General features: G+C 46.5%; 14 protein-coding genes. 7 read left to right on the top strand and 7 right to left on the bottom strand.

Going from position 1 to position 17,056, the window contains the following annotated elements; genetic code table 11:
* The first annotated feature begins 322 nt into the window (after positions 1 to 322).
* The 3 genes from ACED36_RS13095 (at position 323) to ACED36_RS13085 (ending at position 3,101) form a co-directional block, all read left to right on the top strand.
* Positions 323 to 850: a DUF4395 domain-containing protein gene (locus tag ACED36_RS13095; RefSeq protein WP_371733395.1), complete on the top strand. Its 528-nt coding sequence runs from the start codon at positions 323 to 325 to the stop codon at positions 848 to 850.
* Between the two features lie 530 nt (positions 851 to 1,380).
* On the top strand, positions 1,381 to 2,730 hold the full coding sequence (locus ACED36_RS13090) for a DUF4397 domain-containing protein (RefSeq protein ID WP_371733394.1): 1,350 nt from the start codon (positions 1,381 to 1,383) through the stop codon (positions 2,728 to 2,730).
* A 155-nt stretch (positions 2,731 to 2,885) separates the two neighbouring features.
* On the top strand, positions 2,886 to 3,101 hold the full coding sequence (locus ACED36_RS13085; protein WP_026023831.1) for a DUF3820 family protein: 216 nt from the start codon (positions 2,886 to 2,888) through the stop codon (positions 3,099 to 3,101).
* A 150-nt stretch (positions 3,102 to 3,251) separates the two neighbouring features.
* Here ACED36_RS13085 and ACED36_RS13080 read toward each other — a convergent pair whose 3' ends face one another.
* The 3 genes from ACED36_RS13080 to ACED36_RS13070 all read right to left on the bottom strand — a co-directional run bounded on the left by ACED36_RS13080 (position 3,252) and on the right by ACED36_RS13070 (position 7,787).
* On the bottom strand, positions 3,252 to 5,492 hold the full coding sequence (locus ACED36_RS13080; protein WP_371733393.1) for a DNA/RNA non-specific endonuclease: 2,241 nt from the start codon (positions 5,490 to 5,492) through the stop codon (positions 3,252 to 3,254).
* A gap of 314 nt (positions 5,493 to 5,806) precedes the next feature.
* Positions 5,807 to 6,772, bottom strand: a complete 966-nt coding sequence (locus tag ACED36_RS13075) for a nucleoside hydrolase (RefSeq protein WP_371733392.1) — start codon at positions 6,770 to 6,772, stop codon at positions 5,807 to 5,809.
* 124 nt (positions 6,773 to 6,896) lie between these two features.
* Positions 6,897 to 7,787 (bottom strand): LysR family transcriptional regulator, encoded by an 891-nt coding sequence (locus tag ACED36_RS13070; protein ID WP_371733391.1) that lies wholly within the window; start codon positions 7,785 to 7,787, stop codon positions 6,897 to 6,899.
* 116 nt (positions 7,788 to 7,903) lie between these two features.
* Between ACED36_RS13070 and ACED36_RS13065 the strand changes: the two genes are divergently transcribed.
* Positions 7,904 to 8,767, top strand: coding sequence for an MBL fold metallo-hydrolase (locus tag ACED36_RS13065; RefSeq protein WP_371733398.1), 864 nt, complete (start codon positions 7,904 to 7,906; stop codon positions 8,765 to 8,767).
* 82 nt (positions 8,768 to 8,849) lie between these two features.
* On the opposite strand, the gene ACED36_RS13060 is transcribed toward ACED36_RS13065, so the two are convergent.
* Positions 8,850 to 9,416, bottom strand: a complete 567-nt coding sequence (locus ACED36_RS13060; protein WP_016962463.1) for a pyridoxamine 5'-phosphate oxidase family protein — start codon at positions 9,414 to 9,416, stop codon at positions 8,850 to 8,852.
* A 161-nt stretch (positions 9,417 to 9,577) separates the two neighbouring features.
* Between ACED36_RS13060 and ACED36_RS13055 the strand changes: the two genes are divergently transcribed.
* Positions 9,578 to 10,783: an iron-containing alcohol dehydrogenase gene (locus ACED36_RS13055; protein WP_371733390.1), complete on the top strand. Its 1,206-nt coding sequence runs from the start codon at positions 9,578 to 9,580 to the stop codon at positions 10,781 to 10,783.
* A gap of 149 nt (positions 10,784 to 10,932) precedes the next feature.
* A complete protein-coding gene (locus tag ACED36_RS13050) occupies positions 10,933 to 12,333 on the top strand; it encodes a DEAD/DEAH box helicase (RefSeq protein WP_371733388.1) in 1,401 nt (466 codons plus the stop codon).
* A 113-nt stretch (positions 12,334 to 12,446) separates the two neighbouring features.
* Here ACED36_RS13050 and ACED36_RS13045 read toward each other — a convergent pair whose 3' ends face one another.
* The 3 genes from ACED36_RS13045 to ACED36_RS13035 all read right to left on the bottom strand — a co-directional run bounded on the left by ACED36_RS13045 (position 12,447) and on the right by ACED36_RS13035 (position 15,555).
* Positions 12,447 to 13,838 carry an MATE family efflux transporter gene (locus ACED36_RS13045; protein WP_017003166.1) on the bottom strand — a complete coding sequence of 464 codons (1,392 nt, stop codon included), beginning with the start codon at positions 13,836 to 13,838 and terminating at the stop codon, positions 12,447 to 12,449.
* A 95-nt stretch (positions 13,839 to 13,933) separates the two neighbouring features.
* The gene (locus tag ACED36_RS13040) at positions 13,934 to 14,602 is read right to left on the bottom strand and encodes a DapH/DapD/GlmU-related protein (protein ID WP_371733387.1); all 669 of its coding nucleotides are present in this window, start codon (positions 14,600 to 14,602) and stop codon (positions 13,934 to 13,936) included.
* Between the two features lie 11 nt (positions 14,603 to 14,613).
* Positions 14,614 to 15,555 (bottom strand): glycosyltransferase, encoded by a 942-nt coding sequence (locus ACED36_RS13035; RefSeq protein ID WP_371733386.1) that lies wholly within the window; start codon positions 15,553 to 15,555, stop codon positions 14,614 to 14,616.
* Between the two features lie 675 nt (positions 15,556 to 16,230).
* Here ACED36_RS13035 and ACED36_RS13030 point away from each other — a divergent pair.
* Positions 16,231 to 16,806, top strand: a complete 576-nt coding sequence (locus ACED36_RS13030; RefSeq protein ID WP_371733385.1) for a hypothetical protein — start codon at positions 16,231 to 16,233, stop codon at positions 16,804 to 16,806.
* The last annotated feature ends 250 nt before the right edge of the window (positions 16,807 to 17,056 follow it).

Here is a 17,056-nt window from a genome sequence, read left to right as displayed (position 1 = left end):
GTTTTGCCTTCGATAGCGATATAACATGGAGTTGGCATTGCGATGTCCTTATTCAATGGTTGCCCGCCAATCATGGCTGACAGAGAAATGAGTGATACAACGCAAGAGATAACGCAAAGGGTGTGCCAGCTATGTGGTGCAATAAAAACAAGGAGTTATAGAAGGGTGAGGTTTAACAGAGCAAAGAATTGCTTGGATGTCGGGCGAAAAATTGCTCAGCGAGCAAGATTTGGCCGGAATGAGAAAATCAGATCCACCCAATACCGTCATCATTTTGCTAAGCGTATAGACTTAGAGAAGAATGAGGGAAGAGGGAAGGTTCATGCGCGCTGACGAACAAAAACAATATCATAGCTTTTTGACTAAACCTGTATTGGCGATGGGGCAAAGCCTGCCGGGTGAAAGTGATTTGCGGATAGATGAAACCGCAACGCGAGCACGCGCAGGGCTGCTCAATATTCTGTCTGCGGTCACCCTATTTATACTCGTTGTTCGTCCCGAATGGGATCCCGTCATTTATATCGGACCTTATGTCATCTTTGACATGGCAATGGCTGCGATGTTTGGTTTAACACCACTCAGTCCATCGGGTGTGCTAGGTACCGCCATGACAATGAAGTTCAAGCCAGTTTGGCGGCCAATCAAGCCTAAACGCTTTGCGTGGATATTAGGCGCAACGATGGGGATCACCTGTTTGGTATTTCGTTTGCTCGATTTTTCTGATGTTTGGCTTCTCTCTGTCTTGGGGATCTGTTTCATGTTGACGTGGCTTGAGGCCGTTCTTGGCTTTTGCGTGGGTTGTTGGATGCACAGCAAACTCTTTGGTTGCGAAGTGTGCCAGTTAGATTGAACATACTGGTTGAATACGGTGCTTATGTGCCTTATTTACACCTGAAAATCTTGACATCACGTTGTTTTATTTTATGAGCTTACGTTTCTTATTTTTCCTTTTTATATCCCCCTGAGCTTTAATTATTTAATCTGAAATAGCATTCCTTAAATAAAAAGGTTTATATAATTAAGTGTTTTCTTTTTTCTTATTAATTTGTGGTCTGGTAAGTATGTGGTTGCATGTTTTCGATTTTAAATTGTGCGGATTATGCTATCTATAGTGAGAATGGTGCTTCGTAAGTGAGAGGTTTTTATTTTATTATACGTTAATATTTGTATTTAATGAGATTTATTTGCTGGTGTATTCTGAGGTGACTTCTGGTTTTTTTACATTGTAAACATAATGTTGCGATATTGCTTTATTGGTTTGTGTCGGGGAAAAATTCGGTTTATTTTGATGTTATTTGACCAGGTGTATAAATAAAGACTTAAGATCCTTTTGTAAATCTTGCCGTAATTCTTCAGGACATTTAAACGAAGGAGTGATTTATGAAAAGATTTATATCCGTAGGTGTTTTGGCTGCAGTCGCTATTCTATCAGGTTGTGGTAGCAACGATAACAATACGTCACATACTCAAAGTAAACTTAGAATTATTCATGCAAGTGCTGATGCACCATTAGTGAATGTTAACGCTAATGGCACTGAGATACTTAATAGCGTTAATTATGGGGAAGGGAGTCAGTTTCTGACGGTGAATGCCGCTAACTACGCGGTAGAAGTGAAAGCACAATTGCCCGATCAATCTCTAGCCACCGTTCTGGACGGTGACTATACGCTTGAGACTGAGCGCAGTTACACCGCTGTTGCATTGGGTAGTGTCGCTGACAGCACGTTAGAGCTGGCCATCATAGAGAATGCGGATTCGGCTATTCCGTCAGGAAATGCTCGAATTCAGGTTTTACATGGTTCGCCTGATGTAGGTACTGTCGACATTTACGCGACAGCCCCAACAGCAGACATTGCGGATTCGGCACCTGCTCTGACGCTTGATTACCGTTCCAACAGTGATCAAATTGACTTACCAGTGGGCGATTACCGCATTCGTATTACTCCAAATGGCAGTAAAACGGTGGTTTATGATTCAGGTGCCGTCCCTTTAGCAAATGGCAATGATCTATTCATCACTGCGATTCCGAATGTCTATGCAGGGGCAGCTAGCGTTCCTGTTGCACTGCTAGTAGCCAACGGTGAACGTAGCTCGTTGATTTTGGATGCCAATACTGGCGCCGACGTTCGCGTGATCCACGAAGTGGCTGATGCACCTGCGGTAGATGTGTTTTTAGATGGCTCTTCAACGGCAGCGGTAACAGGGCTGACGTTTTCCGAAGAAACGGGTTTTCTGACGATTCCAGCAGGTGATCACACCGTCACTGTTACGGCGCCTAGTGTCCCTGTTACTGTTATCAATAACGTGCCAGTGAACCTCGAAACCGGTGCTTTTTATAGCGCTATTGCTTATGGCAGTGTCGATGCAACGGATTCTGCAGATATTACGTTGGGTGCGTTGAAAGAAGATCGTCGTTCTGTTGCGACTGAAGCCAAGCTGTCTGTCTTCCATGCGTCAGTCAGTGCGGGTGTGGTTGATATCTATGTGACGGCTGATGGCGACATTGGGAATGCTGCGCCGAGTCTTACTGGTGTTAGCCTAGGCCAAGGGGTGTCAGGCATTCGCTTGCCCGCGGGTTCTCTGTTTGTGACCGTTACCCCCACTGGCACAAAAACTGAGGCAATTGGTCCAGCGATGATCACTGTCGAAGCGGGCAAAGTGTATGAACTTATCGCTCAAGATAGCGTTGGCGGTGGTTCGCCACTTGGTGTGAATGCGATTGGTTTCTAGTCGTGCGTTGAGTATCTGATTTTCCGTGGAGTTCGTAACACGCTAAATGCAAACGCCAGCAAGACGCGTTTATGCCGTTCTGCTGGCTTTTTTCGGATCTTGAATCCGTATGGGTATACACTGCTTTCTTGTTTCCCGTTCAAAGCGTTCACACCATGCTAGAAAAAGAAAATATGCTCAAACTTGCCCGTGTTAAAATGCCCTTCGGCAAATATTCAGGCAGAGTACTGATCGACTTACCTGAAGAATACTTGTTGTGGTTTGAAAGACAGGGTTTCCCGAACGGCGAACTTGGGAAGCTGATGGCGCTTTGTCTCACCTTGAAAATTGAAGGGCTAGACGAGATTGTGAGACCATTAAAAAACATGTAAGCCAAAAAAGCCCCTCTCACTAAAACATGCATGTATTTAATGGTTAGGGCTAGATTTGTAAGTACGCATTCTTTGTCTTAATCAGTCACTATTGACCTCAAAGCCTACCAAGATGTAAAGCGTCAGATCGGCTTCATGGACATCATAGGATTACGTGAAATTCAGCACTTGTCCTTCGGCGCGTCGACTGACTGATTTATATTCCACTTTTGAAATCACGTTTTGCTCAGTGTCTAACAACTCAATGGTTGACCCTTTGTTCGAAAGGGCAGCACCGCCACCTCCGGCTCGCACGATAATGCGATGATCTCGCCCAGGTGCAAGCTTGGTTTTTTCTTGAATCGTGGTGGTGCCAGATTTGCTGCGTATTTTCCATCCGGTGATGTCGACCAACCCTCCCGTTTCATTGCGAATGGCAACCCACTCGTTTTTATCACCTGCACCTTCAGGGTTAGGGAGTGCCGATGCGATAATGACATCGCCTTCTTTATACAATAAGACCTCGGCATTGGAATGCGGCGCTAAAAGGGGTTGGGTGTTGTCTTGGCTTTTCAGGATGGGGAAGAACGAACGTAAATGGAATCCGCGAGATTTATCTTGACGTGTTTCACGATAAAGCACCAAGTCATAGCGCCAGTCGTTAATGGCAGTACGTCGGAAAGATTCGCCGTCGAAAAATGGTAGTGGGTCGGTTTCGTTTCGATAGCTTTCAAAGCTCAGTAGCGTGCCCATTGCCAGCATACATTCTGGGCTAGTACCCACGAAGAACCCGCCTTTTTCTTTCAATGCAGATTTGTTCCCCACTCGCCATCGCATGGAAAGGGTCGCCACATCGGCATTGAGTTGCCCTTCAGGACCATCATAAAACGAGCCGAGATAATTGAGGTTGGATTGACCGTTCATTGCGGCTTGTTCATCCCAAAAAAACTTCACCCAATAATGGTATCCGCTGACCTCATAGCGAGATCCTTCGCGCTTGATTTCGCCTAAGAAGACATGCTCAAAACCGGATGCACCAACCACAGCTTTATCAAAGTAATTGGTGTACAGACCAAACCAGAGGTTGCGCACGGTTTCTCTAAATGCCGCCATGTTTGAAAGGTCCACGCACGCATTCGAGCCAAACGTGGCGCTGGAAAAGGGCATATCGGAATATTTCTTTGCCTCAAAGCCTAGCCCGCCAATCTCACGACTCGCCGTGATGTAGTGATACACCTCTTCCATTAAAGGCACAGCATTACTGCTTTCAGCGTTAAAGCATGTCTCGAGAAAATGGTCTATTTCAATCAGTTCCTGTTGGCTGTATTGCTCACCATCACGTTGTAATTCGTTGTAGTTATCTATTAAACGCTTGAATGCTTGATAGGAAGATGAATGCATTAACTTGTCGGTATTTACTGAATCGAACAGCCTAAATTTCGCGAGATCGCGCTTTCTCGGATTGCGTGTCCCTTGCTCGTTGAGCTTGATATCCGATCCTTCATTCATCCAACGGCCTTCTTTCATTCGCGTCACGCTGAATTTGTTTTTATCGCCATCCCAAAGTGCTTGAATGATATCTGTGTAGTCGCCCCGGGTATTGATGATGTCCGTGGGCGATTCGATGGGGCGCATTTCCGGCGTGTCGATGTCGTTAGAAAGGGTAAAGTTATTTGGCGAATAGAAAATCGGATTGGCTTCATACAGTTCTACTTGAAAGTACAGATCCGTCAGCTCACTGATTTGGGTGAGAGAGACCTGATAGCTTTCTAAATTTAGGCTGTTTTTTCCGTCATGATCATCCCAAAATTCGCTTTGTTTCATTAAAAACGCGCGACATTGCAGCTCACCACCAAGGGTAAACACGATGACTTTCCAGAAGGCTGATGGAATAAATGTACCGCGATAGGGTTGGTCATTGATGGTATTGATTGGGCCAGTAAACACCGACAAGCGATCGCCGAGCTCTTGTTCTTCAAGCAGCCAATTTTCAAGTTCTAGCCATTCGTCCTGATTAAACTTGGCGTGTTGTAGATTGGCGTTGGTATAGAAAAAGGAATCTCGATTGGCTTGGCTAGCCTCAGGACGCTTCCCCCAATTAATGGCTGCGCGTCGCACCATGTGTCCGCGATCCCACACATTATTCTTGTAGACAGCAGGACCTGCTTGATAGGTGAGATCGACCCGCGGGTCGAGTTTCCAACTGCTTCGTTTCAAGCTGATCAGGCTTTCACGATCTATGTTGTGCGCAGTGTAAAACGCCATTTTGGTTTCACGGTTCATCACCAATGAAAAGTGTTCGTAATGCAGGGGCTCACCAAACTCCCATGCCACTTCGAGTAAGCTTTCGCCCAAACGAGGGAGAGAAATAGGGATAGACAAAAACGCGGTATCGAATCCTTTAGCAGCCATTGAAATCTCCTGAGTATTAAGCCGAACTGCCCTCTGATGGCGACAAGTACCATGGCCTTGAAGTGTGGGCTGCGTAATACGCTATATCAGCAATGTGTCTGTTTTGTTCGAACAAAGCATGGTTGTCAGATACTTATGTAGAAATGAGACGATTTTTCATGTTTGCTTTTATTGGTGGGGAGAAGATCGCAGTCGCGAGAAACAACAGAAGGGGAAGATAAGGTCGATGAAATTAAACAGGAATAAAGCGCGCCAATTGGACCTTCTTACTGGCCGTCATTGGCGCGGACTAATAAGCCATTCATGGCAATAGGTTAGCGATTACCGTATTGGGTCATGGAATCTAAGTACAAGTCGAGTACGGCTTGATCTTTGACCGCGATGGCGATTTGTTGCGGATGTTTGTCTGCCCACTCATCGGTTTTGTGTTGTGTCTGTTTGTACTTTTGCAAGGTCAGACCTTCGGCCGGGCCGTCGCATACCACTCGGATAGGGCCTTCACGTAGCGTAAACAGCGAAGGATTTATCACATAAGCAATGGCAGAAGGGTCGTGAACAAAACAGCCATTTACCCCCATGCGAGATTTGTAAAAATCGAGGTAGAAGCGGCTGATATCCCACATAAACTCACCCACTTCTCCGCACGTATCGCGAAGCGTGTCGATATAGTCGGTGGAGAAGAAGGTTTCGTGAGTGACATCTAAACCTATCACGGTGACAGGCCAGTCTGCGGTAAATACGACATCTGCGGCATGTGGGTCGTCGTGAACATTGGCTTCGGCAAATGGGGTGACATTGCCTGTGTGTTCATGCGTGCCAAAAGCCCCACCCATGATCACCACCTCTTTGACCAATCCCGTAATCTCAGGTGCTTCAATCAGTGCCAAAGCAAGGTTGGTCAGTGGCCCAACAGCGACCAGCGTGATCTCGTTAGGTGATGCTTTGAGGGTATCGATGATATATTGGTGTGCTGCACGTGGGTCGGCAGAAATCGTGGGTTCTTTCATGTCTACGTTGCCGAATCCGTTCTCGCCATGAACCGCAATACTGGCGCCGACGGGTGGGCGCTTAAGCGGTTTACTCGCCCCTTTGGCCACGTCGCATTTAAAGCCAAAACGTTGTTTGAGGTAAAGTGCATTACGCGTACTGATATCGATCTCCGCATTGCCAAACACCGTAGTCAGCGCGACCAACTCAACGTTTGGATTAGCCTCTGCAAACAGTATTGCCATCGCGTCATCAGTACCGGGGTCAGTATCAAGGATGATTTTTGCATTCATAGTGAATATACCTAGCCTTTTGTTTTTTATTTTAAATGTATTTTGAGGTCATATTGCCAAAGCAAATTCGACCTGTTGGCTTTTATTATGAGAAATGCCAACAAGTGACGTGTTGGATCGATTATCACTTTTTACCTAAGAATTGAAAATAGTCGCTCAGGTAGTCAATCACTGCTCTAACTGCGGGAGCCATGTTTTTTCTCGATGGGTAAAGAACGTAAACCTGCATGCTTTGCGGCTTCCATTCACCCAGAATTGGGACAAGCTCACCAGACTGAATATATTTATCAGCTAAGTAAGTTGGCTGCATTGAAATCCCCATCCCTTCTATTGAGCCGTATAACAATGCTGTCGCTTCATTCGCCGTAAGTTGGCATTGGATATCGATTGATTCGCTCAATTCGCCGTTTTGCAAATGCCATACGTGGTGCGCGAAGTTTCTATAACCAAGACACTGATGTGTCGACAGGTCGGAAGGGCATGTGATCGGTGCATGGGTATCGATATATGACGGAGAAGCGACCAAGACGGATTCACAAACTGCGATAGGCTTTCCTATCAAAGATGGATCGGGGTTGGATGAAATACGAATGGCGAGATCGATACGATCGCGGGTCAAATCGTTGGTTGTGTCTCGTAAGTCCATGTCGATGATGACACGAGGGTTGTCCGCCATGAAGGTTTTTAAAGCAGGAATAAGTTGAGCATGCCCAAATGACATGGAGACGGCAATGCGCACTGTTCCAGTTAATTCACCGTGAGTCGTATTAAGGAAAGAGAGCGATTCCGCCTGATCAACGAGTTGTTCAACGTGATCAAGATATCGCTCACCGGCTGAAGTCAGAGACACTTTACGTGTAGTCCGATGAAGCAAGCGCGTTTTCAGCCAGTCTTCCATGGCTTCAACGTATCGCGTCACCATGGGGCGAGACATCTCCAATCGGTCGGCCGAGGCGGTAAAGCTGCCTGTTTTTGTCACATCCAAAAACACCTTTGCAGCAGTGATCCTATCCATTATTAGCTCGATATAAGAAACAATATTGTTCAGTATTTGCTGTTTTTCCGAGCAGGTCAATTCACTAATCTAGTCTCCGACAAGAAAATTAAAATACAATCTTTTGGAGAACAATGATGAAAACACGTATCGCGCTTTTGACAACGCTACTTGCCGGTCAAACGTTCGCAGCTGACACGGCGCCATTGACACTGGATGTCTATCATGGCGATGAAAACAGCTTTTTGGTGACATCTACCCTAGTGTATGGAGAAACCGAAGCGGCACTGATCGACACTGGTTTTACTCGCGCTGATGCCCTACGCATCGCTGCTAAGGTGCTGGACTCAGGCAAAGAACTGAAAACCATTTTTATTAGTCAGGCAGATCCGGATTACTATTTCGGTGCAGAAGTGATTCATCAGTTCTTTCCCAATGCTGAGATCATCACAACGCCTGCTGTGAAGAAAGTGATTGAGAAGAAATTGGCGGGGAAAGTGGCATTTTGGGGGCCAAAAATGGGCGCCAATGCCCCTGTGAAGCCAATTGTTCCAGAAGCGGTTACTGCCACCTCTTTCTCAGTGAATGGTACGCCGATCGAAATCAAGGGGACGGAGGGCGTATTGGCACACCGCCCTTATTTGTGGCTACCTGCGAACAAAGCGATTCTTGGCAACGTTGGCGTGTTTGAAGGTATGCATGGTTGGATGGCCGATACGCAAACAGACGCGGAACTGGCGGCGTGGACAGCCCAACTCAAAGAAATGCAGGGTCTACAACCCGAAGTGGTTGTTCCTGGGCATACGACGCCAGGTTCCTCGTTGAATGCCGAAGCCATTGATTATTCACTTTCCTACATTACCGATTTTGTTGAAGCGAAAAAGAGCAGTAAAGACAGTAAAACATTGATTGAGAAAATGACCAAGTTATACCCTGACGTGGTAGAGCCGTCTTCGCTGGATCTTAGTGCGAAAGTGCACACTGGCGAAATGGCGTGGTAAGCCTCATTGGTTAAAATCACAATGAAAAAGGAGGCGTGATGTATTCACTCCTCCTTTTTATATTTTTATCAATCGTCGATTGTTATTCGTCGATCTTTAAGCCCGATTTCTCGGCAATCTGCGATTCAAAGCCGTCCAAGCTGGTTTGGTTTTTTTTGAGCCAGTATCTTTGAATACCGTGCTCACCTTGTTTGGCTGACCATTTATCCAGTTCATCACGATCGCTTTCGTAACGAAAGAAGGGGACTGACATGCCGCATGATGCTTGCACCATATCGATATCAAGCAAGAAGATCTGTCGCGATGCGATGCTTTCAGGAAAAAGGACGCTGTAAATTGCCCACTCAGGATCATTGCGATGGATGGCTCGCGCAGTGCCGTAGGCACGAAGGATCAAAGGAGCCCCTTCGAAAGCACAAAACATCACAGTCATACGCGGGTCTTGTAAAACATGAGCGGCGGATTCATTGCCACTGCCCGTCAGGTTCAACCACGCCAGCGTTTTACTGTCGATCACACGCAGAGAATCGCCCCCTTTAGGCGACATATTCACCGTTCCGGTTGGTGCAGCAGTACCCACAAAATAGAGCTTTTGCTTTTCGATAAACGCGATCTGTTTTTCGTTGAGTGATTTGGTGGTCTGTCCCATGGTCTTCCTCTGACGGGTAGTGTTGGAAGCCATGAGTATACCAGCCGATGAAATATTGACCACGCATCGTGATGAATCGCTGTTTTTGAAAGGAAAAAGCTAGATGCGACCCCGTCTGTTGCCTAGGCTGTTACTACCGCTAACCAGAGGTAGCATTCACCATGGGGCAACCGTCGTTGTTTTTCTTTAAAGGCTATATGAAAGCGCTGAAGGTCGCGGCGAGGGTGATCCCTATTCCGCGTCCTACTTTGTTTGCCGGCGCTGACAGTACCGAGCAATTGTGTGAAGCCATTGGGTTGATGAATCTCGGCAAGTTGCTGATAGTGACCGACCAGCCTTTAGTCGATGTGGGGATAGTCGAGAAAGTGGAGGCGCATTTATCTCGCTTTGGCGTGAGCTTTGTTCGCTATGCCAGTGTCACGCCTGATCCCACCTACCCCATGGCCGAAGAAGGTCGAGACATGTATTTTCGCGAACAGTGCGCGGGCATTTTAGCGATTGGCGGTGGCTCGCCAATGGATTGCGCCAAAGTGATTGCTGCGCGTGTGACCAATAAAAAATCGATTCGAAAACTGGCCGGAATCTTGAGAGTGTGGCGAACACCTGCGCCGTTATTTGTGATCCCTACAACGGCGGGTACAGGTTCAGAAGTGACGGTTGCCGCGGTGATATCGGACCCTTTCACGCATCAGAAAACCCCATTGATGGATCCAAAGCTCGTGCCCTTAATGGCGGCATTAGATCCAGTATTGATGACAGGCTTGCCTCCTAGCGTGACTGCCGCGACAGGCATGGATGCGCTAACGCATGCAGTCGAAGCCTACCTTTCAGTCAACGCGACTACAGAAACAGATGGCTATGTGAATGCGGCGATAAAACTCATTAGCAATAACCTTGTCCCTGCATACAAAGACGGCCATTCACTAAAAGTGCGGCTCAATATGTCCATGGCGTCGTATTACGCTGGGCTGGCGTTCACCAAAGCCAGTTTGGGATATACCCATGCGATTGCACATAATCTTGGTGCCAAATACGGTACACCTCATGGCCTCGCCAATGCCTTGGCGTTGCCTCATGTGTTGAGATTTTCATTGCCGAGCGCGACATCACGAATGGCTGATCTGGCGCACATGGCCGGGGTAGGTGATGCAACATGGGATGATGCGACCAATGCACATGCTTTTGTTACCTATATAGTATCATTGCAAGACGCTTTATCGTTGCCAAAAACACTGGCGGAAATTCAAACGTCGGATGTGGCAATCATCGCCAAAAATGCTATTCAAGAGGCGAAGTGGAATTATCCCGTTCCACGCTATGCCACGCAGAAGGAATGCGAGCAAATGATAGAGAAAATCATGGCTTGAGTGATGCTTCAACATCGCCTTGCCAATGCGTAAATTGACCTGCACAGACATTGCTCTGCTTTTTGAACCACTCGTGCTAGAATGCGCGCCCTTTGTGGCGTTGCTATCTGCCATACTTGTTGTCTTTTCTTTTTACGCCGAGATTTCTCATGCCATTCTCTAAGCTGGGCTTAAGCCTGCCGATTGTTTCTGCCGTCACTGAACTTGGGTATGAAACCCCAACGCCGATCCAGGAAAAAGCCATTCCTGTGATTTTAAAAGGTAAGAACCTGCTAGCCGCAGCACAAACCGGTACGGGTAAAACAGCAGGCTTTGTATTGCCAATTCTTGAGATATTGAGCCGTGGTGAGACCCAGCGTAAAAAACGTGTACGTGCGTTAATTCTCGCACCAACACGTGAGTTGGCGGCACAGGTAGAAAAGAATGCAGAGCAGTACGCAAAGAACTTACCACTGACTACATTGGCTATGTATGGCGGTAAAGAAATCGCTGCACAGAAACAGCGTTTGATTGAAGGCGTCGATATTCTGGTTGCAACACCAGGCCGTTTGCTAGATATGTACGCGCAACGCGCCGTTCACTTCGACGAAATTGAAATTTTGGTTCTTGATGAAGCCGATCGCATGTTGGACATGGGCTTCATCGAGGATATCAACAAGATCATCGAGCGTTTGCCTGTTGATCGTCAGAACTTGCTGTTCTCTGCAACCTTGTCTGACAAAATCCGCATGCTGGCAAAAACTGCTGTGCCAAATCCCGTTGAGCTTTCAACCGCGGATTCGCAAAGTAAGCCAGAAATTACCCAGTGGTTAACCACGGTTGATAAAGACAAAAAATCTGCACTGTTGAGCCACCTCATCACTGAAAATGATTGGGATCAGGCACTGATCTTTCTTGAAACCAAACATGGCGCTGCCAAGTTGGTGGAACAGTTAGGTAAGCGCGGTATTCCGGCTGAATCTTTCCACAGCGGTCGCAGCCAAGCGGTTCGTGAGCAGTTGTTGGAAGACTTTAAATCTGGTGCACTGAAATACTTAGTTGCAACGGGTGTTGCCTCTCGTGGTATTGATATCGAAGAGCTGACCCGAGTGGTTAACTACGATTTGCCATTCCCAGCTGACGACTACATTCACCGTATTGGTCGTACAGGGCGTGCAGGCGCGAAGGGTGAAGCGATCACTTTCTTGTCGAAAGACGATTTCAAAAACCTGTGCATGATTGAAAGCCGCTTAGGCCATTTGATTGAGCGTCGTGTTATTGAAGGGTTTGAACCACGTAATCCAGTGCCTATTTCAGTGCTGAACTTTAAGCCAAAGCACTTGGCGACAAAAAACAGTTCATCAAAGAGCAGCTCCCCGAAAAACCGTCAGCCTCGCAGCAACGCAGGACGTAGCGAAAACGCACGTTCAGATGGTCGTTCAAATGACAGCCGCTCGCGTCATGGTGCTGACAAATCTCGCAGTGACAAGCCTTCTGTAGCAAGTAACAATGATCGCTCAGGTCGCGGAAGCAGCCCTTGGGACAACGTGAAGCCGCGTTCTGGTCGATGAGCTAACATCTTCTCGATGATGCCCCTGGTGAAACATTGATAGAGAGCCCGCTCATTGTAAGCGGGCTTTTTTTATGGAATTTCCTGATAGCGCTCGGTTAGTTTAAGCCGATGTTAACTTAAGCTAGATGCCAAGTTCTTAACCCACTTTCCACTATTGAGTCGCCAGTAGCAAACCAGTGCTTTGAGTGTTTCTTCCACTATGATCAAACCAAACAAATACACGGGTGGGAACCCGAGTACATGAGTCAGCCAGAACGCACAAGGCAACAAGAAGACCCACTGTGCGAGCACATCAGTCACCAAGCAGAAATTGGCATCTCCACCTGCGCGAAGTACGCCCACTATGAGCATCATTGAGATGCTTTTGATCACCAAAGAGGCAGCCATGATATCGAACAGTGATGACGTGAGATATTCGGCTTCTGACGGTAAATCAGAATGGAAGAACAGTGAGAGCAACGGCGCTTCCAGCAACGACAAAATTACCGCTGTGACGATACCAATCACGCCACTGAATATGACGTGTCGACGAACGGCGAGTGGCAATTTTTCGTGCTCGTTTGCACCCACCAAGTTGCCCACTATAATCGAACCCGCTGTCGCCAAGCCAATAAGTAAAGACATCGCGAGCGCCTCCAAAGGTGCAAGTACGGACAACGCAACCAACAGGTTCGGATCGCTATAACCAAGGATCGCGTGGAAGGCGAATAGTCCCGCAGCCCAAACCACGCTATTTAACGCTGCGGTTGCAGAAAGACGTGCCACTAAAATGACATCTTGGCGGCGAAGGGCGTTGAAATGGTGAAGACGAAAATGAGTCAGAGGGTGTGTTTTAGCGCGCAAGTAAAGGTAAAGAGCGACACACTCAATCACTGCACTGAACACGGTTCCCAACGCCGCCCCTTTGATGCCCATCGCTGGAAAGCCAAAGTGACCGAAGATGAGTATCCAGTTGAAGACAAGGTTCAGCGCCACACCGATCAAGCTGATTTTTGTTGCGATACCAGGTTGGTGCATGGCGCGCAATCCACTGGCAATACTCGATGCATAAGCAAAACAAAAGAGACTGATCGCGATAGTTTGTAGGTAGTCAGACCCTTTACCAATGATGTCTGCAGATTGGCTTCCCAGTGACATTAATTGACTGGGGAAGAAGAACAATATAATGAAAAACAGCAGGGCGGTGCTAACACTCAGCAGCAAGGTAATGAACACCGTTGTGTGGAGCTTTCGCTGTCCGTCTTCGCTCTTCATGCCAAAGCACTGCGCGGCAATTTGACCGCCACCGATACTCAAACCAATAATGAAAAAGGTGATGATCATTTGTGCTTTTGCTGCAAGACCAATGGCAGCGATATCTAGCTCACTCAAAGAGCCTAACATCAGGGTATCGACGGTGCTTTTGCTCGAAAAAATAGCGGTTTGTAATGCGACGGGTAGTGCCAGCGCGATCAAGCTTTTGTAGCTTGATAGAGGCGCGATAAAACGGGCATATAAAGACATGAAACAATCCATGTTGGAGAGAACGAGCAGATCCTCCCGTTATTTTGAAGGCGTTCGTCTTCAGTTTGACGGAATAGGAGGATCTGCGAGTGAGGTTAAGGCGCGATGTCTAACTGTTTAACTATTTGAGCAGGGTTGCCCATGGCGATGCAGTTATCTGGCACATCTTGGTAGACAACACTGTTAGCACCGATCACTGCATTGTGTCCGATGGTGACACCTTTCAAAATAGTGACCCCCATACCGAGCCAAGCATTGTCTTTGATCGTGACCTTTGCACTTCGCGTTCGCGCGGCATCGTCATTACCCCAGCGCCCTGTGACAGGGTGACCGCTACTGTCCATGATGGTGACTTGTGGGCCAAACAGTACCTTGTCCCCAATCTCGACTTCTTGATATGAGACGATAGCCGTACCCTGCATCACGACACCCTTTCCGATGGTGATTTTTCCTGGTGGTTGGTCGTTAACTTGCACCACGGTTAGACGAACGGGGCGGTTTTCAAAAGCAAGGTTATCGTCTGAATAGATAACCGTGCCTTCACCCACAGTGATGGCATTGTTGAAACTGGCTTTGTCGATCAAAGAAAACTGCACATCACGTTGATAGTCGTCTGAGTCTCTCGCCAATGTAAACGCAATGTGTGGTTCGCCAACAAAAGTCGCTTCCTTGTGGAAATTCATCTGATCGCGATAAACGGCCTTAGCATCCTCGATGGTCATGCCGTTTGAAACAGGGAAAATATTCTCGTAAACACAAGGCATAAACTGTCTCCTTATGCTTCTACGGTAGTGTCGGGTGAGGCTTTACGCTTGGCGGTATACAGCGAGTTGTCAGCCATTGGATAATTGGGGCTGGTTTTCATTACTTTGATCAACTTGTTGAGCGGTAAATCATTGATCTCATGGTCTAGATTGTAATAACTGGTTTGCCAGATGTTGTATTTGCTATGGATGAGTTCGGCGGCGCTTTTTGAGCTATCACTGGTGTCTTTGACTTCTTTCGGATGTGGCCAGTGAAAAGACGCCATGGATTTGTCGACGATGAACATGTTGTTGTTTCGGAACAGGCGCACACCTAAATCGACATCTTCACCACCCCAGCTGTTAAAGCGTTCATCAAACATACCGGCTTTGATTAATTCTTCGCGCTCAGCAGAAACGTGGCATGTCCAAAATAGATCGAAAGGCGCTGGCCAATCACTGATATTTTGGCCCAGGTCATCGTATTGTGATTGGCGAATATCATGCATGCCTTGCTTGTCTAACTCACGCAAAATAGCATCTACGTTATTAGGGCTAATAACCGATTCCATTTTCTTTACACCTTCTTCATCAAGATCGAAGCCGTAAACATAGCCAACAATAGCGATAGGGTGTGTAGAGACTTTGTGGCGGAACAAATGTTCTTCCAGTGCACCTGTCGCAAGCAACACGCCCGTGTCTAGGTAGACAACATATTTCCCTTCAGCAATTGCGGTGCCTACGTTTCTGGCTTTCCCGGCGCGAAAGCCTTTATCTTCCTGCCAGAAATACTTCACATTCAATTTGTCTGAAAAGGACTGAACAATGGCTTCAGAATTGTCGCTGCCACCATCATCAATAATAATGACCTCAAAGGAATCTGAAGACAGTGTTTGTTCTGCCAACGCATTTAAAGTATGTGACAGCAATTCACGACGATTGTAGGTGGGAATAACAACGCTTAATTCAATCATGTTCTAATTTCTCTTATTTTCTAGGCAACTGACAGGGGGGATAATAAGAGGTTAATTTTTTAAAGCAATGTCACATTTTGACAAACGTTGTCATTTTTTGAAACAATTACTGTATTTAAATTCAATAAAATCAATGTGATAATTAAAATTTGACCCACGTCTCATTTTTACAACAATGCGACTACTATCACATTAAGTTGGTAACAAATGTAAATAATCAGAATGTTAACTTTATGTGTCATCACATTAATGTTCTGAGTGTTTCCAATATCTATGTGTGGGTTTATGTATGGTTATTGCTTTAGATGTGAAAGTGTGAATGCGGTTTTTATGTCGGAATATGTTATGTGTTCTAATGAAAAATGGCATTAGAACTTGCTTGTATAGAATATTGAACTGAAATGAGTGGAATTTATAATTGAGATGATATTGTAGACATATAGAGTCATTAAATATTTTGCTGTGTATTGATATCTGTGCTTTGTGGGTGTGCTCGAGAGGAAAGCACGAGGGGAGCACTCATAAAAAGAATGTTGGAATATTGGTGGCCCCTCAAAGTTATCCCTGAAAATTCATGTTGTGATAACACAATCAAACGTTGATTTAGAGACACTGACTTTGTTGATGTACGTGGCATTGAAGAACTGCATCGACACTAACCAGTAAGGAATGTATTTGAGACGAACAATTGGATCATTGACCGTGTTGCTACTGGTCGGTTGCTCTGGTATTTCATCCGATTGGATGGCGGTAAACGGAACGTTAGTCACGCAACAAGATGTTGAAGCGGTAGAGCGTCAATGTGACGTATCGCCTGCTCAGGCATCAACGGGGGGAGCTGGTATTGACTACTGTATGCTCTCCTATGGGTTGATCCGGCAAGATGCGATGTATGACGCGGCTCCTTCATTTGTTAAAGCCGCTGAGATACGCATCAATCGTGATGTCCCCGTTATGGTCGATAATGGAACGAGGCTGGACTCGGTCTCGCAAGAGGGTGAAGGTCGTTTGTTGCGTCTTAATCATACAATTGTTGATGATGTGGCAGAAGACATTGATATTCAGTATTTTCGTCAGGTCGTGCCACCGTTGGTGGTGAAAAACACCTGCAGGGCTCGGCAAGCAGTTATGTTGTTTGAAAATGATGTGGTGTTTCGCTATCGCTATTTTGACATGGTAGGCGAGTTTATTACGGAATTTGATGTAAAACTGTCTGATTGTGTCGCTGAGGTGCCGTCATTAATGGAATAGCGATGTGCTTTTCTGCGGTTAATCACTATCTTATCGATTAGAACTTTAGAAGTGTGCCGCACAAAATGGCTCTCTTCGCGCTATTTTCCCCTCTCTATGTAATAAATAACACTCCACTCAATAGTAGCTACTATGAGTGAGTGTTTTATCAGCAATCCACTGCCTTTTCTCGCTGATGTCAATCTGAGTGAAGTATCACCGATTGAACAATTCGTCCGCCTTGACGAACACCTACCTGAACATGTCCCTA

It is taken from the genome of Enterovibrio sp. FF113 (assembly GCF_041439165.1).
GTDB classification, from domain to species: domain Bacteria; phylum Pseudomonadota; class Gammaproteobacteria; order Enterobacterales; family Vibrionaceae; genus Enterovibrio; species Enterovibrio norvegicus_A.
Note: the sequence above shows the minus strand (reverse complement) of the source record. Positions and strands in the feature narration are given on the sequence as shown.

Bases quoted from the DNA above. Each gene is read 5' to 3' on its own strand.
- ACED36_RS13040 (WP_371733387.1), bottom strand. From the start codon at position 14,602: ATGCCTTGTGTTTACGAGAATATTTTCCCTGTTTCAAACGGCATGACC.
- ACED36_RS13090 (WP_371733394.1), top strand. From the start codon at position 1,381: ATGAAAAGATTTATATCCGTAGGTGTTTTGGCTGCAGTCGCTATTCTA.
- ACED36_RS13050 (WP_371733388.1), top strand. From the start codon at position 10,933: ATGCCATTCTCTAAGCTGGGCTTAAGCCTGCCGATTGTTTCTGCCGTC.
- ACED36_RS13095 (WP_371733395.1), top strand. From the start codon at position 323: ATGCGCGCTGACGAACAAAAACAATATCATAGCTTTTTGACTAAACCT.
- ACED36_RS13080 (WP_371733393.1), bottom strand. From the start codon at position 5,492: ATGGCTGCTAAAGGATTCGATACCGCGTTTTTGTCTATCCCTATTTCT.
- ACED36_RS13045 (WP_017003166.1), bottom strand. From the start codon at position 13,838: ATGTCTTTATATGCCCGTTTTATCGCGCCTCTATCAAGCTACAAAAGC.
- ACED36_RS13055 (WP_371733390.1), top strand. From the start codon at position 9,578: ATGGGGCAACCGTCGTTGTTTTTCTTTAAAGGCTATATGAAAGCGCTG.
- ACED36_RS13085 (WP_026023831.1), top strand. From the start codon at position 2,886: ATGCTAGAAAAAGAAAATATGCTCAAACTTGCCCGTGTTAAAATGCCC.
- ACED36_RS13060 (WP_016962463.1), bottom strand. From the start codon at position 9,416: ATGGGACAGACCACCAAATCACTCAACGAAAAACAGATCGCGTTTATC.
- ACED36_RS13035 (WP_371733386.1), bottom strand. From the start codon at position 15,555: ATGATTGAATTAAGCGTTGTTATTCCCACCTACAATCGTCGTGAATTG.
- ACED36_RS13075 (WP_371733392.1), bottom strand. From the start codon at position 6,772: ATGAATGCAAAAATCATCCTTGATACTGACCCCGGTACTGATGACGCG.
- ACED36_RS13065 (WP_371733398.1), top strand. From the start codon at position 7,904: ATGAAAACACGTATCGCGCTTTTGACAACGCTACTTGCCGGTCAAACG.
- ACED36_RS13070 (WP_371733391.1), bottom strand. From the start codon at position 7,787: ATGGATAGGATCACTGCTGCAAAGGTGTTTTTGGATGTGACAAAAACA.